The sequence below is a fragment of the Pseudomonas sp. FBCC-B545 genome (assembly GCF_059134095.1).
Genome location: NZ_CP101441.1, coordinates 5,153,454 through 5,169,886, shown reverse-complemented (window position 1 = coordinate 5,169,886; position 16,433 = coordinate 5,153,454). Strand labels below are relative to the sequence as shown.

General features: G+C 60.0%; 13 protein-coding genes. 3 read left to right on the top strand and 10 right to left on the bottom strand.

Translation table 11 applies throughout. The annotated features are described in order from the left end of the window. Positions 1 to 2 precede the first annotated feature (2 nt). Entirely contained in the window at positions 3 to 863 is an 861-nt protein-coding gene (locus NMB39_RS23845) for an efflux RND transporter periplasmic adaptor subunit (protein WP_057701531.1), read from the top strand. A gap of 120 nt (positions 864 to 983) precedes the next feature. On the opposite strand, the gene NMB39_RS23840 is transcribed toward NMB39_RS23845, so the two are convergent. Together NMB39_RS23840 and NMB39_RS23835 are read right to left on the bottom strand one after the other, a co-directional pair. After that, positions 984 to 1,385 carry a hypothetical protein gene (locus tag NMB39_RS23840; RefSeq protein ID WP_057021516.1) on the bottom strand — a complete coding sequence of 134 codons (402 nt, stop codon included), beginning with the start codon at positions 1,383 to 1,385 and terminating at the stop codon, positions 984 to 986. Next, entirely contained in the window at positions 1,378 to 2,565 is a 1,188-nt protein-coding gene (locus NMB39_RS23835; RefSeq protein WP_057021515.1) for an MFS transporter, read from the bottom strand. The genes NMB39_RS23840 and NMB39_RS23835 overlap by 8 nt, the downstream gene beginning before the upstream one ends. Positions 2,566 to 2,676: 111 nt before the next feature. On the opposite strand from NMB39_RS23835, the gene NMB39_RS23830 reads away from it, so the two are divergent. Continuing rightward, positions 2,677 to 3,534 (top strand): LysR family transcriptional regulator, encoded by an 858-nt coding sequence (locus NMB39_RS23830; RefSeq protein ID WP_057021514.1) that lies wholly within the window; start codon positions 2,677 to 2,679, stop codon positions 3,532 to 3,534. Here the strand turns inward: NMB39_RS23830 and NMB39_RS23825 are convergent. Continuing rightward, positions 3,531 to 4,343: an SDR family oxidoreductase gene (locus tag NMB39_RS23825; RefSeq protein WP_494339976.1), complete on the bottom strand. Its 813-nt coding sequence runs from the start codon at positions 4,341 to 4,343 to the stop codon at positions 3,531 to 3,533. The genes NMB39_RS23830 and NMB39_RS23825 overlap by 4 nt on opposite strands. Before the next feature lie 14 nt (positions 4,344 to 4,357). Beyond that, complete coding sequence (locus tag NMB39_RS23820; protein WP_494339977.1) at positions 4,358 to 4,822, bottom strand: multidrug transporter; 465 nt, start codon at positions 4,820 to 4,822, stop codon at positions 4,358 to 4,360. 181 nt (positions 4,823 to 5,003) lie between these two features. Here NMB39_RS23820 and NMB39_RS23815 point away from each other — a divergent pair, with 181 nt between their 5' ends. Next, positions 5,004 to 8,492 (top strand): hypothetical protein, encoded by a 3,489-nt coding sequence (locus NMB39_RS23815; protein ID WP_494339978.1) that lies wholly within the window; start codon positions 5,004 to 5,006, stop codon positions 8,490 to 8,492. A gap of 103 nt (positions 8,493 to 8,595) precedes the next feature. Here NMB39_RS23815 and NMB39_RS23810 read toward each other — a convergent pair whose 3' ends face one another. The 6 genes from NMB39_RS23810 to NMB39_RS23785 form a co-directional block, all read right to left on the bottom strand. Continuing rightward, complete coding sequence (locus tag NMB39_RS23810; protein ID WP_057021511.1) at positions 8,596 to 10,047, bottom strand: mannose-1-phosphate guanylyltransferase/mannose-6-phosphate isomerase; 1,452 nt, start codon at positions 10,045 to 10,047, stop codon at positions 8,596 to 8,598. A 187-nt stretch (positions 10,048 to 10,234) separates the two neighbouring features. Continuing rightward, a complete protein-coding gene (locus tag NMB39_RS23805) occupies positions 10,235 to 10,891 on the bottom strand; it encodes an alginate O-acetyltransferase AlgF (protein ID WP_043049782.1) in 657 nt (218 codons plus the stop codon). Between the two features lie 16 nt (positions 10,892 to 10,907). Next, entirely contained in the window at positions 10,908 to 12,095 is a 1,188-nt protein-coding gene (locus tag NMB39_RS23800) for an alginate O-acetyltransferase (RefSeq protein WP_057021510.1), read from the bottom strand. An 11-nt stretch (positions 12,096 to 12,106) separates the two neighbouring features. Continuing rightward, complete coding sequence (locus NMB39_RS23795) at positions 12,107 to 13,639, bottom strand: MBOAT family O-acyltransferase (protein WP_057021509.1); 1,533 nt, start codon at positions 13,637 to 13,639, stop codon at positions 12,107 to 12,109. A 216-nt stretch (positions 13,640 to 13,855) separates the two neighbouring features. Further along, positions 13,856 to 14,965: a mannuronate-specific alginate lyase gene (locus NMB39_RS23790; RefSeq protein WP_464005712.1), complete on the bottom strand. Its 1,110-nt coding sequence runs from the start codon at positions 14,963 to 14,965 to the stop codon at positions 13,856 to 13,858. Between the two features lie 8 nt (positions 14,966 to 14,973). Next, positions 14,974 to 16,422 carry an alginate O-acetyltransferase gene (locus NMB39_RS23785; RefSeq protein WP_057021784.1) on the bottom strand — a complete coding sequence of 483 codons (1,449 nt, stop codon included), beginning with the start codon at positions 16,420 to 16,422 and terminating at the stop codon, positions 14,974 to 14,976. Positions 16,423 to 16,433: the final 11 nt, after the last annotated feature.

The window sequence follows — 16,433 nt, the reverse complement described above, 5'->3', positions numbered from 1 at the left end:
CGATGAAAAAGTTTTTCAGCCTGCTCGCCACCTTGCTGGTGCTGGCTTTGGCAATCTGGATTGGCCGCACATTATGGGTGCACTACATGCAAACGCCCTGGACCCGTGATGGCCGGGTACGCGCCGACATCATCAACGTGGCGGCTGACGTGACCGGCGAGGTGGTGGATGTGCCGGTACGCGATAACCAGCTGGTGAAAAAAGGCGACCTGCTGATGCAGATCGACCCCGAGCACTACCGCATTGCCGTCAAGCAAGCCCAATCGCTGGTGGCCTCACGCAAGGCCACCTGGGAGATGCGCAAGCTCAACGCCCACCGTCGCGCCGACCTCGACGCCCTGGTGATCTCCAGGGAAAACCGCGACGACGCCAGCAACATCGCCGACTCGGCCCTGGCCGATTACCAGCACGCCCTGGCGCAACTGGAAGCCGCTGAACTCAACCTGAAACGCACCCGCGTGCTGGCGGCGGTGGACGGCTACGTCACCAACCTCAACGTGCATCGCGGCGACTATGCGCGTATCGGCGAGGCGAAGATGGCCGTGGTGGATATGAATTCCTTCTGGGTCTACGGCTTCTTTGAAGAAACCAAGTTGCCCCACGTCAAAGTCGGTGACAAAGCCGACATGCAGCTGATGAGCGGCGAGACCCTAAAGGGCCATGTGGAAAGCATCTCCCGCGGTATCTACGACCGTGACAACCCTGAGAGCCGCGAGCTGATTGCCGATGTGAACCCCACGTTCAACTGGGTGAGGCTGGCCCAGCGCGTGCCGGTGCGCATTCACATTGATGAAGTGCCCGAGGGCGTGCTGCTGGCGGCTGGCATCACCTGCACCGTGATCGTCAACCCAACACAAAACTAAAAACTGTGGGAGATTCAAATGTGGGAGGGGGCTTGCTCCCGATAGCAGTGTGTCAGTCGGTACATCTGACACTGACACACCGCTATCGGGAGCAAGCCCCCCCCCACATTCAGACCCGCGTTAAGCCTTGATAAACGTTTCATGCAAATGCCGCCACAACAGCGCACCACTGGCCTGCTTCTCAAACACCACAGTGGCCCGGCGATCCGTCTGTGTACCACTGTCATCCACCTGATGCTCGCGGTAAGTCACCGTGGCCCCCCGCGCATGACGATCAATGCCGGTCATTTCACTCAAGGTGATTTTCAATCCCGGGCGCATTCCGCCCAGGCGCGTGAATAGCGCATTGACCCCGGCTCTATTGACGCGCGTACCGGTGGCGGGCGCGACCATGCTGAACTCGGGTGAGAAGCGCGCCAGCAGGTTTTGCAGGGTGCCCTCAGGCGCAACACCGGCAAACCATTGCTCGATCTCGACGTGGGTCTGGATCACTTCTTCAAAAAAATCACTGTAGTCAATCATGCTTGGGCTCGCTGGAAGGGTGAAGCAGGCTGCGTACCCTGGATGCATCCAGGCGCAACACTGCGAAAAGCGGCAACAGGGTCAAGGCTGCCGCCATCGTGAAGGTTATGGCGAAGGAATCCAAGGCCGACAGCACGGCACTGAGTACGGCGGCACCCAAGCAGAAACTCACTTGGCGGTTGATATTCCACAAGGCGCTGGCGTGGCCCATGCGCTCGGTGGGGATATCCAGAAAGGCCAGGGTCTGTGCGGTGCTGCTGCACAGGCTGCCGCCCAGGCCCATCAAGGCATAGGCGGCAATGATCAGGGCCGGCTCGTTGAGCAACAGGATGCCGCCGCATTGCAGCGCCATGCCCGCCACCAGCAAGGGTTTCGGGCCACAACGATTGAAGAGTTGCTTGCTCAGGTAGATCGCCATGGCCGAGGCCAGGGCCCAGGGCAACATGAGTGCGCCGGCCTGGGTGGCGTCATACCCCAGGCCGCGTACATAGAGGATGGCGATCAGGCTGGTGCCGATAAATACCCCGGGAATGCACAGGTAGACCAGCATCGCCACGCGCAGCATCGGGCTGGCGGCCTGTTTGAAAATGCTGCCCAGGTTCAGGGGCGGGCGCACGCTTGCAGGCATATCGGGTTTTATCCACAGCAGCGCCAGCAGCAGGGTGATCAAGGCCAGTGGCAGGTTGGCGTAGAAAATCCAGCGCCAGGACAGGCTATCGACAATCAGCCCGCCCAACGCCGGGGACAGCGCTGGCACCAGCAATGCCACCGACATCACACGCGCTGTCAATTGGCTGCGCTCGACCGCTGGGAAGTGCCGGTAAGCCATGGCTTGCCCCACGGGAATCAACAAGCCGCCACCGAGTCCCTGCAAAGCGCGCCAGCCAATCAAGACGTCGATGGAACCGGCCTGGCCGACCATCACCGAGGCTCCTGCGAACAGCAGCAGACTGGTGGCGATCAGCGTGCGCTCGCCCATAATCGCCGCCAGCCACACACTCAAGGGAATAATCACCGTCAATCCGAGCATGTAGGCATTGCTGATCCACGCCAGTTGCGTGACCGAGGCTTGCAGTTCGCGGGCGATATCCGGGTAGGCGACGGTGGCGACAAACATGTTCACCAGGTCCAGGGCAAAGCCCAGTAAAAAGATCCAGGCGACTTTCGAGCGGTAGGTCATGAACGCGATCCTGCGAATGAAGCGTGCAGGGTAGGGCGGGCGCAACGTTTGAGATACGTCGGTTTGGCTGTTAGTTTGTCAAAAATATTTTGACAACGGAGGGCGTGGCCCATGGTCAGCCTGGACCGATTCGACACCTTCAAGGCCGTGGTCGAGGCCGGCTCACTCACCGCCGCCGCTGATCTACTCGGCCAGACCCGCGCCGTGGTCAGCTTCAACCTCAAGCGCCTGGAAGCGGAGTTGGGCGTTACCCTGCTGACCCGCAATACCCGTCAGCTCGCGCTCACCGATGCTGGCGAACGCTTCTACCTTCGCTGTACGCGCATGCTCGAAGAGGCCCGTTTGGCGGTGGAAGAAGCCCGCTCCGAGCACGCCCAGCTCAAGGGCACCCTGCGTATCACCACCACCCTGGAGTATGCCCTGGCCGTGGTCGCCCCGGCGGTGGAAGCCTTTCGCCGCCTGCACCCGGACCTGAATATTCACTTATCCACATCCTCCACCCACGCCGATTTGATCTCCGAACGTTTCGACGTGGCGATTCGCCTGGGGCGCTTGCTTGACTCCAATCATCGGGCGGTGCAGTTGTCGACGTTCGATGTGTTTGCTGTTGCGGCGCCGCAGTTTGCCGGGGTTCAAAACCTGGATGAATTAGAGCAAGTACCACGGCTGGGCCATGGTCGCTTGACTGAGTTGAGCGTGACCGACCCGGCGGGTGGCCAATATCAATACCGCGCCGGGCCTGCCGCGTTGGTGGCCGATAGCGCGGCGGTGCTTCAAGCGTTTGCCGTGCGCGGTCACGGTGTGGCGATTTTGCCGCAATGGCTGGTGCAGGAGGACCTGGAGGCTGGAAGGCTGGTGCGTGTGTTGGCGAATCATCGCTTCGCGCCCCAAGGGGTCTACGCGATGTATCCGGATACCCGACACCTGCCGCTGAAGGTGCGGGCGTTTATTGATTTTATGAAGGGCTAGAGGCTGCCGCTCAAGCCAAAGCGCTTCTTCAACACCTTCTCCAGCAACCCCTTGGGCAATAGCGCCGCCATCAATGGCAACGCGCGGCTGCCGTTGCCCGAGCGCAGCAGGCGCGGTGGCTGGTTTTGTTGCACGGCCTTGAGCACATCCGCCGCAAACTCACCGGCTGGGGTGGGTTTGTCCTGAGAGGCCTGGCTGCGGGCACGAATGCCTTCGCGCAACGGCCACCATGGCGATGTTTCGTTGAGCAACAGTTCGGCCTGGGCCCCGGCATTCTTTGCAAAGCTGGTGTTGATCGCGCCGGGTTGAACTTCCATGACGCGTACGCCAAACGGGGCCAACTCCATGCGCAGAGCGTCGCTCAAGGCGTGGACAGCGGCTTTGGATGCGCAGTACGCGCCGGCGAACGGCGTCACCAACACCCCGGAAACGCTGCCGATATTCACCACCAGGCCCCTGCTGCGACGCAGGGCGGGGAACAGCGCCTGGGTCACGCCCACGATAGAAAATACATTGGTTTGGAACTGGCGCTGCATCGCCTCGGTGCCGCCGTCGAGCAACGGGCCCATGGCGCCGTAGCCAGCGTTGTTGACCAGTACATCCAGCTCGCCCAATTGCTCGGCCAGGTGCTGCAAGGCGGCGCTGTCATTGACGTCCAACTGCACGGCATTGAAGCCTGCGGCAGCGAGGGCGGCGACGTCATCGGGCTGGCGGGCGCTGGCCCATACGTTGAAGCCTGCGGCTTTGAACGCGTCGGCGAGGGCGCGGCCGATACCGCTGGAGCAACCGGTGATCAGTACGTTGGGCATGCATCATTCCTTTGTCAGTCCGAGAAGCTGCCTTGCAGGTGCTCGGCGCGAAATTCCAGGGTTTGTGGGCGATAGCCGGGGCGCAATGGCGGTGTGGGCAGGCAATCGTCCCAGGTGGCACCGGCCTGCAATTCGCCGGGGCCACGATAGCGTGGGGCGGCGTAGACGTTGTCCGCCAGGTTGACCGTGTCGCCCGGCGCATAGGCGGCGACGCGCCAGCGCAATTCGGTCAGTGGTACGTCATTGCCGTTGTTGAGGGTCAACTTCAGTGGACGATCGGTCGGGCATTCCTGCGGGGCATACGTGATGCGCAACTCAAGGCGCGCCAGCTGCGCGGCTTCGCGGTTGTCCAGCCACACCACCCAGACGGCGACGAGACCCAGGCCGATGGCAGCCGTCAGCGACACCGGCAAGGCCTTGGCCGGGTAACGCAGCAGCAGGATCAGCCAGGTAATGATCAGTAAAACACCAAAGAGCATGCTGACAACCTCGTTTAGGGACAGGCCATCGTACCTGTGGCCGGGCCGGATTGACTATCGGAGGAGCTGAGGCAGGAGCGGCGCTGCCTAGGGGACATATCCCTAAATAACTTTTTGTCGCGTTATTGATACGAATCGACACTCAGGAGGCGACCGAGCTTGTCAGAACGGATACCCCGACATGTCCCGGTTCCAATCCCTTTTCTGTGAGATAGAGTCGATGATCAGTCACTTGCCCAGCCCATCTTATTTGCCACCGCCAGTGGCCCTTGCCACGCCGTCGCCCTTGCCGGCCGAATCGTCTGCCGTAGCGGTGGACAATAAAGCATCCGAAATGCCTTCTGTACCTCGTCAACCTGCGTTGTCCCGATTGCGCCGCAGTGTTGAGCTGGAAAACCCTCCTGTTGGCGAAGGCGCGCTGATGGCCGGGCAGACGCTTGAGCATTGGCAGCAACTGACGGGGAACATCCAAAACAACTATCGCCTCGTCACGGCGTTACAACAGATCCAAGAGGCCATTGCCAAGGATCCGAGCCTGGACGTAGCGCCGTTGCTGGAAACGAAGACGTTTTCCATTCATGAATACTCAGCATTTGCGCGCGCCCATGGCATCGGACCGGGTGAGGAGGACTCGGTGGCGTGGTTCCTGAGGGAAAACCAAGTGTTGGTCCCGAAAGATCCCGTGCAACTGGCAAACCTGATAGCGGTATTTAAACAGCCGTTACCCGAACCGGCCGATTACGGCAATCACTGGGGGCTGTTGAACCAGCCAGACACCCTGGACAGCGAGCGACGCATGAAGCTGAGCGAAATGGCGACGGCAGAAATGGTCAAGCTATCGCCCGGCAACGGCATCTTCCAGGCCTTTTATGAACGGCATGGGGCGTCGATCCAAGGCATGAGCGCGGCGCAAGTCCTCGAATACATGATGAGTACTGCCGAGATCAAAGGCTTGGGGCAAACGCTGCAAACTGCTTTCAAGCGCGCGGACACGGCGGTGATCGCAGATGCGGTTGATTGGGCATTGACGGCCATGATCCTGGAGCTTGATACCCAGGCGGGCAGCAAGCGCGGCGTAGTCGCAGGCTACGACCTTTATCAGCCGGCCAACCGGGACGTTCATCCTGCGGTGGTGGTGGCGCGTCTTGAGCAGTATCTGGTGGACCAAGGCAAGGTGCCTGCCGAGATGGCGCCAGCCGCCGCACGTATGCTGCTTGCAGGGTCTGAACCGGCATTTATAGTCGCGGATATGCCCAGTAACATGGTGGTCAAGTCTGCAGCGTTTACCCGACTGTCGGCGGTTGTGCAGGCGCAAGAGTTTTGGTCGCCGGGTATAGCGACGCACACCGATTTCAAAACCTTCATGGGCCTGGCCGAACTGAATCCTGTTACATCCGCGCAGGTCATTATTGAGACAAAGGCTCAGGCCAGCGCATTGATTCAATGGGGCATCGCCCAGGGCAAAATTGATCGAAGGGACGATGACGATTATACGGTGCAAGAGGTGACTGAGGTCCGCGAGGCCTTCGATCTGGAGCTCACCGCGCTGAAAAAAGCCCACGACCAGTTAAGCGCGCCCATGCCGACACGTGAAGGCATTGCGACTGGCAACCTGGAAAGTGTCTACAAAAACGGTCCGTTTGATGTGCGCAACACGCGCATCGTTAACATCGATGCCAGTGAGAGCGACGAGCACTCATTACTGGACATCTACATGTCAGGGAAAATGGACCGTATTCCCAAAAAGGAGCGCTACGACTTTCAGATTGGTAACCGTTTTCTGCGGGTCAGGCCGCTTCCTGATGTCAATGCGCAGTTCAATACTCAGTTCGATGATTACTTCAACGGTTTGAAAGAGGGGGTCACGACCACAGTCAAACACCAGTTGTCGCAGCTACCGTTGGAAGACAGGCAAACCATCGCGTCGGGTAAGGTCGAGTTTTTCTCCCTGCGCAAAGCCAGTGTCGCGGAGGCTGAAGGGGAAGAGACTGATGCCCAGGCACGCGCTGCCAAGGGGCGTTATGGGTTGTTGATGCGCGTTCTGACCAAGATCGACCCAAGTGGCAGCGACCAGGACGAAAAAAACCTGCGGCATGTCTACTACGAAGTATTTCCTCTGCAAGGCACCATCCGCCGTCGCGATGACCTGCCACGCTATCTGCCCAATCCCCCGCCTCGGGTCGCCAACGCTGAAACTTACGCCACTACCCAGGCCAAAGGGGTCAGCGTCGCGGTCGATTATGAAGCCTATGAAAGCAGCACCCCACCCCAGCCAGGCAAAGTCTCCCAAGGGCTCCTGACGCAGCGGCTCGATGGGCCTTACTTGCCCGAGCCGCGCCCAGGACAGGTCGCCAATGCAGCGGATGCCATGAATGCGCGGTTCGACACGATTGCCGATGTGGTGGCCGGCCACCTGCTGCATGATCGCGAAGCGATGCAGGCTGGCGCCAGGGGTGTGACCAAGGTGGAAGAGGAAGAGGCCGGTATCAAGGCTGGCCATGACTTTGTAAAAGGGCTGATCCCATTCGCCAATGCAATTGAAAACGCCGTCAAGGGTAATACCGGCGCGGCGATCCGGGATTTTGCGCTGGATATTTTCGGTTTCATCGTTCCAGTCGCCAAGGGCGTGGGCCAAGCGGGTAAAGCCTTGGGCAACCTGAGCGGAAAACTTGGCGCGCGAGCGTTCAAGGCATCCGATAAGGTCCTGCGTTCGACTGTCAGTGGCTTGAACCCTGCTGATGGCCTTGGAGACCTGGCGGAAGGTTTGGCAAGGGGGGGCAAGTCGGTATTGAAGAGTAGCTACAGGGAGTTGAAGGACATATTGCAGAAGCAATCTTCTTCTCTTGACGACACCGTCAAATTGTCCGATGCGGCGTCCGACGTTGCCGGTATCCGCCGCGACTACAGTGCTCACGCCATGCCTGAGGACTTTCTGGAGGGCCGTCCCTTAAGGGAGGACGGTACTTACCAGGTAGGTGATGACTTCTATGTCAACTTTACCGATGGCACGGGCGAGAGCCGGGCATTTCTGGTTGAACGTCGCTACCAGGGCAAGGGCAGACCCATTCGGGTCATTGATCCTGAAACTAAAAACCAGGTGATGGTGCTGGTGCCCAAAGGTAATGGCGAATGGCGATTGGCAGTCAATGTCGGTGCGGGCAGAAAAGCTACGGATGTGGACAGCATCAGGCTGCAACCGCAAAAAAACGCGCGCAAAGGCAATCCGCCTTCACCCTCTATAGTGAGTCGCCCTTTGACTAATCACCCTGATTGGTCATCGGTATTGGATTCGGGCTTTCACAATGGGCAACCGGTTTATATTCACTACACCAGCAAGGAAGGCGCCGAAGCGATCGCTCGAGCCCAAGGTATCAATGACCTGGCCCGAGGTGAAACACGCGCGGGTTCAAAGGGCGGCGTGTACGTAAATCCTCCCGGCCAACAACTCAACAGTGAGAACGTTGAAACCCTGTTGTTCCTGGGCAATGAACGCTATGCGGGCAGAGGCGAATACAAGGTGATATTCAGCACCGACCAGGTGCCCAAGGAGCTGGGTCCCGTCACTGCCGGTAGCCAGATCGTTGAGCTCAAGATGGACAAGGAAATCAAGCTGACGTCGTCCAACTTCCTGTATCTGGGGCCGAACACGTTCCCCGATTATTTCGGTTGAGGATGTGCTGAAACAGGTGTGAACGAGCAAAAAAAAGCCCCCACCCAACCCACTGCGGATAGGGGACGCAATGGGCTGGGCGAGGACTTCTTGTACGACTGTTTTACTGCGCGATAGTTTTCACCGACACGCCACGTTCAACCGGCGTCGAGCGACCGTAGATATCTTCGAAGCGCTCGATATCGTCTTCGCCCAGGTAGCTGCCCGATTGCACTTCGATGATCTCCAACGGGATCTTGCCCGGGTTGCGCAGGCGGTGCACCGAAGCGATCGGGATGTAGGTGGACTGGTTCTCGCAGAGCAGGAACACGTTCTCGTCACAGGTGACTTCGGCGGTGCCGCTGACCACGATCCAGTGTTCGGCGCGGTGGTGGTGCATCTGCAGCGACAGGCACGCGCCCGGCTTGACCGAGATGTGCTTGACCTGGAAGCGCCCGCCCATGTCCACCGAGTCGTAGGAGCCCCACGGACGATAGACTTCGCAGTGGTTCTGGGTTTCGCTGCGGCCTTGCTCGTTGAGGGTGTTGACCATCTGCTTGACGCCCTGGACCTTGTCCTTGTGGGCAATCATCATCGCGTCCTTGGTTTCCACCACCACGATGTTGTCCAGGCCGATCACCGACACCAGTTTGCCGTTGCCATGCACCATGCAGTTGCGGCTGTCCTGGATCACCACGTCGCCTTTGCTGACGTTGCCGTTGGCGTCTTTGTCATTGACCGCCCACAGCGAGGCCCAGCAACCCACGTCGCTCCAGCCGGCACTCAGCGGCACTACGCAGGCACGCTGGGTTTTTTCCATCACCGCGTAGTCGATGGAATTGTCCGGGCAGCAGGCGAAGGTGGCGTCGTCGAAGGTCACGGTGTCGTTGGTCTGCTCGCTACGTTCCAGGGTCAGTACGCAGGTGTCGTAGATGTCCGGATCGTGCTTTTTCAGCTCTTCGAGGAAACGGCTGGCGCGGAACAGGAACATGCCGCTGTTCCAGAAATAACCACCGCTCTTGACGAACTCGATGGCGCGTTTTTCATCGGGCTTTTCCACGAACTGTTGCACGCGGCTCACGCCTTCGGGCAGCAGCGAGTCGTTGGTGGACTTGATGTAGCCGTAACCGGTTTCCGGACGGGTCGCCGGTACGCCGAACAGCACCATCTCGCCACGCTCTGCCGCCACGGTGGCCAGGGCCAGGGCACGTTGCAGGGCTTTCTGGTCGTCGATCACATGGTCGGCGGGCAGCACCAGCATCAGCTCGTCGCGGCCTTCGTTAACCAGCATCATCGCGGTCAGGGCCACGGCCGGTGCGGTGTTGCGGCCAAAGGGCTCCATCAGGATGCGCTGGCATTCGAGCTTACGCGCGCTCAGTTGCTCGTTGACGATGAAGCGGTGGTCCTTGTTGCACACCACGATAGGGGCGTCCATGCCTTCGAACACCAGGCGCTCCAGGGTTTGCTGGAACAGCGTGTGCTCGCCGGTCAGGGCCAGGAACTGCTTGGGAAACTGTTTACGCGAAAGCGGCCAAAGACGTGAGCCGCTACCACCGGAAAGGATTACTGGGATCATGGGTGTTTCTCCTTGAATCAGTTTGGGTCAGAGCTACGAAGGTTTGTCGTTTCACTCTTGTTTTTGTCTCGGTCCTGAGTTGAAACCCGGTCATTGTGGGAGCTGGCTTGCCTGCGATGGCGCCTTCAAGACCGCCATCGCAGGCAAGCCAGCTCCCACAAGGGGGCGTGTCAACTCAGGGAAATAGTTAGCGGGTCGACACCGGGCGTTTGACCCAGACTGGCGACAGGCTCGAACCGGAACCTGTGACGTACAGCACCGCTGCCTCACCGCGCTCCAGGGCCACCGGCTTCACATCGCCGACCTTCTTGTCGCCGTCATACAGCGCCAGGCTCACCTTCACCGGGTTGATCTCGCGTTCACCACGGCCCTTGGCGGCCACCGACTTGACCACATCGGTCTTGCCGTCGGCAGTTTTCAGGGTCAGGGCCTTGTCGCTGAGGTTCTGCACGCGTACCAGGGATTTCTGCTTGTTCTTGAACGGCGGCTCTTCGATCAGCTGAGGCTGGCCGCTGCTGTTGTTGACCAGGGTGTAGTAGTGATCGGCAGCGAGTTTGACCGGCACGGTCTGGCTGCCGACCTTGGCGCTGTAGTCACCGCCCGGCATGAAGCTGAAGTCGCTGCTGGCCAATGGCGCCACGTCGCTGAGGTTGGTGCTGCCGACGGTGGCGCTGACTTCCTGGTTGCTGGCGTTGTAGATGCGCACGAAGCTCGAACCCTTTGGCGCGGTTGGGCCGTACAGGGCGGCGTCACCACCGGCGAAGGCGGACATCGATACGAAGCTCAGGCCGGCAGCGATGGCCAGGGTCTTGGCGAGACGACGAGGAGTTGTAGTGAAAGTCATGTGAGTTACCTCTCTTTCAGTTTTGCGCCCGGTCGGGCGTCTCGGGTTTCTGATTTTTAAAAGCAGGTGTGTTGCTTGCCATGTTCTGTTGGCGCGAACCGGCTTGTTTAAGCTGCGCAACCCACGATGGGTCGGCATCACCGATTTCGTTATTTACGGGCAGATAGCGTTCGGGGAATTCCCAGATCAGCACCTGGGGTGGGTTGTTCTTGAAGTCGTCGCTTTTCAGATAGCTGAGCATCGGCAGGATCGGGCCGTGGCCGTCTTCGGCGTAGCTGACCACGTCACTGCCCAGGGCTTGCTTGAGGGCGCCGACGAAGTTCCAGTTGGGGTTGGCGCTGTAGCTGGTGCCCACCAGTGCCACTGGGGTTTCGCTGTCGCTGAACAGCGCGTCGTCGCCTTTGGTTTCGGCCAGGTGCGTGACGCGTTTTTCCAGCGGCTCTTTGGGCGGCATCAGGTTTTCGAACAGCGGGTCCAGGGGCAGGAACAGACGCAGGTCGCCTTTGTGTGGCTCGGTCTTCTCGGCCTCGGTGACAAAGTGCTGCGGCTCGCCGCTCAGCGGGGTCTTGTCGGCAATGGTCTTTGCCAGTTGCTTGGCGGCGATTTCCGCGCCATCCGGGGTCCAGTGGGTGTCGGTGCGCAGGAACACCTGCTTGCCGCCCAGCTTGGCCTGTTGCAGCGGGCCGAGCAGGTCCGGGGCGATGATCTGGTCGGCGGCAACCCGGGCGTGGAAGTCCTGGTACAGGTTGGCGTGAATGCTCGCCGGTTTCACTTCACCCAGGTGTTCCGGGTACAGGCGCACCTTGGCCGGCACGATCGCCATCACCAGTTGGATGCCCTGGGCCTTGAGCTTCTGGCGCACGCCTTCGACAAGGGCGTAGTTGCCCTCCAGGTTCTGGTCTTCATTGACGGCGGGGTTGAATTCCTCGTCGCTGTACAGCCAGTGATCGCGGCCCAGCACCACGCCGGGGCGGCCTTCATTGAACAGCTTGTAGTCCAGCGCTGCCCATAGGTTGGTGCCGATGCGCTTGATCGGGAACTCGTCGTCGTAATGAGTCTCGACGGCTTTGGTCCAGCGACCGTTGAGCACGGTCGCATCGGCGTTGGTGCTGAAGCCCAGGAAACTGCGCAGCGACCAGGCGCCCAGGGCCAGCAACAGCACCATGAACAGGCTGATGTAGAGGACGCGTAATGAACGGGTCATGGTCGGCTCCCTCAGAATTGGAAGTAAAGGAACGGCGAGAAACTCTGCGCCGACAGTTTCAGGATCGACGCTACGAACAGCAGCAGCACCGCGGCGCGCATGGCGTAGCGTGGCCATTCAGCGGTCCAGTAGGCCGGTTGCACGGCAGCGTCACGGCCCACGCTGAAACCAGGCTCGTGGATGCTGCCGGGGTTGTCGCCAGGCACCGCCTTGATCAGGCTCGGATCGGCCGGCTTGGTTTTCTGGGCAGGGCGATTGGTGTAGAAGTCGCGCAGGCCGAAGAACGCCAGGGTTGCGTAGGCCACCACCAGGGTCGCCACTTGCAGCCCGGTGAGATTGGCGCGGTTGAGTTCCGACAGCGACCACTCGCCAAAGCTGAACATCGCACCGTACATACGCCCGGCAACGTGCAGGTTTTCAGCGCGGAAGATCACCCAGCCCATCACCACCAGCAGGAAGGTGAAGGCCCAGCGCAGCACATTGAAGCTGCGCGGCGCGGTGTTCAGGCCAATGGCTTTTTCAATCGCCAGCCACATGCCGTGCCAGGCACCCCACACGATGTAGGTGATGTTGGCACCGTGCCACAGGCCACCGAGCAGCATGGTCAGGAACAGGTTGCGGTAGGTGGTCAGCGTGCCTTTGCGGTTGCCGCCCAGGGTGATGTACAGGTAATCACGCAGCCAGGTAGAGAGGCTGATGTGCCAGCGCCGCCAGAACTCGGTGATCGACTGGCTGATGTACGGCTGCTTGAAGTTTTCCATGAAGCGGAAACCCATCATCAAGCCCAGGCCGATGGCCATGTCGCTGTAGCCCGAGAAGTCGAAGTACAGCTGCGCGGTGTAGGCCAGTGCACCCAGCCAGGCGTCGCCGGTGGTGGGGTTTTGCAGGGCGAAGCAATGGTCGGCCACCACCGCCAGGGTGTCGGCAATAAAGACTTTCTTGATGAAACCCTGCATGAACCGCGTGCAACCCTCGGAGAACTTGTCGAGGGTGTGGGTGCGGTTGTTGAACTGATCGGCCAGGTCACGGAAACGCAACACCGGGCCGGCAATCAAGTGCGGGAAGATTGCTACGAACGCCGCGAAGTCGATCAGGTTGCGGGTCGCCGGGGTATCGCCACGGTACACGTCGATGATGTAGCTGATGGACTCGAAGATGTAGAACGAGATCCCGATCGGCAACAGCACGTGGGTGAGGATAAACGGCTCCAGGCCGGCCGACTTCATCATCACATTGATGCTGTCGACGCCGAAGTTGGCGTACTTGAAGTAGCCGAGGATGCACAGGTCGACTGCCACGCCGAGCAGCAGCCAGCGCTGCGCCGGCTTGGTACGCACGCCGGCGGCACCGACCTTGAGGCCGATCCAGTAGTTCCACAGCGTGACGGCGGCGAACAGCGCCAGGAAGTCCACTCGCCACCAGGCGTAGAACACGTAGCTGGCAATCAGCAGCAGCAGATTGCGATAGCGTTGCCCGCTCAAGTAGTACAAGCCGAGAAAGATCGGCAAGAACAGAAACAGGAACACATTGGACGAGAAAACCATCCCGATCTCTCCATGTTTAACCAACAGTCAAGGGCCAGAGCCCCCCCAAACCCCCCACGAAATTCGGGGGAGGTTGTATTGCATTTCTACTGACGAAACCGGCTTCAAATGTGGGAGGGGGCTTGCTCCCGATAGCGGTGTGTCATTGAGCACAGATGGCGACTGTTACACCGCCATCGGGAGCAAGCCCCCTCCCACATTTTTTACCGCGTTTGCTTAGGAACCTTTTTTGCCTTTTTCGTGCGCCGGGTCGTAGACCTTGGTCAGGTCGCCACCCAGGCGGAACGTCTTGAACGGCTGCATCTCATGCTTGCGCTCGATCACATCCGGCGCGCAGGTGTAGAGCGTGCAGAAGGGCTCAAGCCAGGCAAATTTCATGTCTTCCTTGAGGTCCTTCATGTCCTGCTCCTTGCCGTTCTTCTGCTCGAAGATCTCCGGGTCTTTCACCCCGGCCAGCACCTTGTCGCCCAGGCGTTTGAGCGCGCCGTTGTTTTCCTGGCGCAGGTCCACGCCGTTGACCAGGGCAAAACTGGCGATCATCGACAGCGGCGGCAGGGCGTAGTTGTGATACGACAGGGCGCGCTGTTGGCGCTTCAATTCGTTCGGCAAAAAGCCTTGGGCATCGACCTGGTTGGCGCCGACCTTGTATTCCTTCACCGCCCAATCAAACAGGTCGCGGCGGTTGGTGGCGATGGAAGTCGCCATCACCGACCAGGCGGCCCAATAGGAGTGGTTGTTGGTTTTTTCCAGCGGCAGGTTGTCCCAGTCGCTCACCACCTGGTCGGCCAGCTTGTTGAACCAGGCTTCGATCTGTTGGGATTCCTGCGGGTGTTTGGCCAGCGGCTGCGACTCGGAGAATTTCAGGCGCACATAGGCTGAAGCCATGCTGCCCAGTGCCCATTTGCGCATGGATTTGCCGGTGTGGTTGAAGTCCTTGGACATCAACGCATCCGCCCGAGCCCAAGTAGCCAGCCAGTTCAAGGTGCATTCCAACTGCTCGGGCCTGCCATCGCGCATGAATTGCATCACGCGCTTGCTGGTGTCTTTTTCCAGCTTGGTAATGTCGGCGGTGCTGTCGCGAAAGGCCTTTTCGGATTGCACATTCAGCGTGGAACGCGCCTTGTCCGAACCTTCGTACTTGCTGCGAAATTGCAGCGAGCCGGTGTACGGCGCCGGCATGGCATCGCAGTCATTCTTGAAGTCGCCGGTCTTGAACGCTTCGATCGGTGCGAAATAACCCTGGGGCGGACGCAGCGGCGCGGCGGCGTTGGCTGCCCCGGCGAAGATCGCCAGGCTCAGCAACGATGGAATCAATAACTTTTGCATAAGTAACCTCATTGCCCGGTTGAAGCGGTTTGTTGACCGCCGGCTGGGAATACGTTGCGTGTGCAAATTTTCGCTTCGACCTTCTGCGCGGCAGCACCCTGTTCCGGGCCCTGCACTTCCACGGCCAGCAAGTTCTGCGAGGCCCAGTCTTCATCGGTGCGCAGTTCAAAGGCGAAACGCCCGTCTGTATCGGATGTCTCGGGTTTCTCGATCTTGATGTCCTCGTGGCGACCGTTCATGTACCAGAGGGTGGCTTGCAAGGTTTTCACCGACGGATCGGCGAAGCGGATATCGACCTGGTGGTTGGCGTTGCGCAGGTCCTTGTTGGCACTGTTGACCATCAGCTCGTTCTTGCCGGGCTTGAGGGTGGTGCTGGCGGACATCTGCGCGGTCTTGCCTTCGCAACCGTTGTCCAGCAGCGCCATCATCTGGCGATAGATGGTTTCCTGGTCGAGGCGGTACAGCGGCGAGAATTCCCAGATCAGGATCTTCGGCGGAGTCTTCTGGAATTCGTCGCTGCCCAGGTACTGGATCATCGACCCTTCCAGGCCACCGCCGGGGAAGGCGACGTTAAGGATGTCGGCGCCGATTTCCTCCTGGAGGAAGCCGGCGAAGTTGTAGTTCTTGCCGCTGTGGCTGGTGCCCACCAGGGTGATCTGCGGGTTGCCCGAATCGCTGAACAGGTCGCCGTCACCGGCTTCGCCCTTGGGCTCGGTGGTGAACTGGTCCATGTACTGAATCGCATAGCTGGTGCCGCACAGTTGCCCGGCCATGTTGTGCAGGGTGCCGGTCTTGCCCATGCGGCCCGAGCGCTTGGTCTCGAATTCGCGCTTGGGAATCTCGGCGTACTCAGGCATCTGCTTGACCTTGGCCGCGACGATTTTCGCCGTGCGCTGGGCGCCGTACGGGGTCCAGTGCTGGTCGCCGCGGAAGTAGAAATCGTGGGCCGGCAATTCGTCCGGCAATTGCTCGTTGGTCAGTGGCGAAAGGTCCGGCACCACGTAGCCCATCTTGGCGAAACGGCCAAGCATGGTCTTGTAGTTGGTCAGGGCCTTGTCGAAGTCGAACTTGGCTTTTTCTTCAGGGTTGAGCTTGTTGCGGTTCACCAAGCCACGGGTCGGCTGATAGACCACCACCAGTTCCACGCCCTTGGCCTTGAACGCATCGTGCAACTGCTGCATGCGTTTGTAGCCAGCGGGCGTGGTGTCGAATTCGGTGCGCAGGTCTTCCTGGGTACGGAACAGCCAGTCGCCCTGGGCTTGGACCAGGGTGGTGAAGTTCTGCTGGTAGCGCGTGGTGTAGTTCTTCGCGTCATGGGCGGCCGGGCACAGGCTGCAGCATGGTTCGGCGGTGAAGGTCGGCGCCTTGGCTTCGTCGGCGCGCACGCCCTGGCTGGCCGCGAGCAGGCCGAGGGTCAGACCCGAGAGGCTCAGCAGTTTGATCATGTGTGGGTGCATAAGGGTCATCC

What these genes read in the sequence shown, in the direction of transcription:
- NMB39_RS23785 (WP_057021784.1), bottom strand. Translation starts at nt 16,422, where the DNA reads ATGCACCCACACATGATCAAACTGCTGAGCCTCTCGGGTCTGACCCTC.
- NMB39_RS23835 (WP_057021515.1), bottom strand. Translation starts at nt 2,565, where the DNA reads ATGACCTACCGCTCGAAAGTCGCCTGGATCTTTTTACTGGGCTTTGCC.
- NMB39_RS23820 (WP_494339977.1), bottom strand. Translation starts at nt 4,822, where the DNA reads ATGCTCTTTGGTGTTTTACTGATCATTACCTGGCTGATCCTGCTGCTG.
- NMB39_RS23815 (WP_494339978.1), top strand. Translation starts at nt 5,004, where the DNA reads ATGTCCCGGTTCCAATCCCTTTTCTGTGAGATAGAGTCGATGATCAGT.
- NMB39_RS23830 (WP_057021514.1), top strand. Translation starts at nt 2,677, where the DNA reads ATGGTCAGCCTGGACCGATTCGACACCTTCAAGGCCGTGGTCGAGGCC.
- NMB39_RS23790 (WP_464005712.1), bottom strand. Translation starts at nt 14,965, where the DNA reads ATGCAAAAGTTATTGATTCCATCGTTGCTGAGCCTGGCGATCTTCGCC.
- NMB39_RS23800 (WP_057021510.1), bottom strand. Translation starts at nt 12,095, where the DNA reads ATGACCCGTTCATTACGCGTCCTCTACATCAGCCTGTTCATGGTGCTG.
- NMB39_RS23805 (WP_043049782.1), bottom strand. Translation starts at nt 10,891, where the DNA reads ATGACTTTCACTACAACTCCTCGTCGTCTCGCCAAGACCCTGGCCATC.
- NMB39_RS23840 (WP_057021516.1), bottom strand. Translation starts at nt 1,385, where the DNA reads ATGATTGACTACAGTGATTTTTTTGAAGAAGTGATCCAGACCCACGTC.
- NMB39_RS23795 (WP_057021509.1), bottom strand. Translation starts at nt 13,639, where the DNA reads ATGGTTTTCTCGTCCAATGTGTTCCTGTTTCTGTTCTTGCCGATCTTT.
- NMB39_RS23825 (WP_494339976.1), bottom strand. Translation starts at nt 4,343, where the DNA reads ATGCCCAACGTACTGATCACCGGTTGCTCCAGCGGTATCGGCCGCGCC.
- NMB39_RS23810 (WP_057021511.1), bottom strand. Translation starts at nt 10,047, where the DNA reads ATGATCCCAGTAATCCTTTCCGGTGGTAGCGGCTCACGTCTTTGGCCG.
- NMB39_RS23845 (WP_057701531.1), top strand. Translation starts at nt 3, where the DNA reads ATGAAAAAGTTTTTCAGCCTGCTCGCCACCTTGCTGGTGCTGGCTTTG.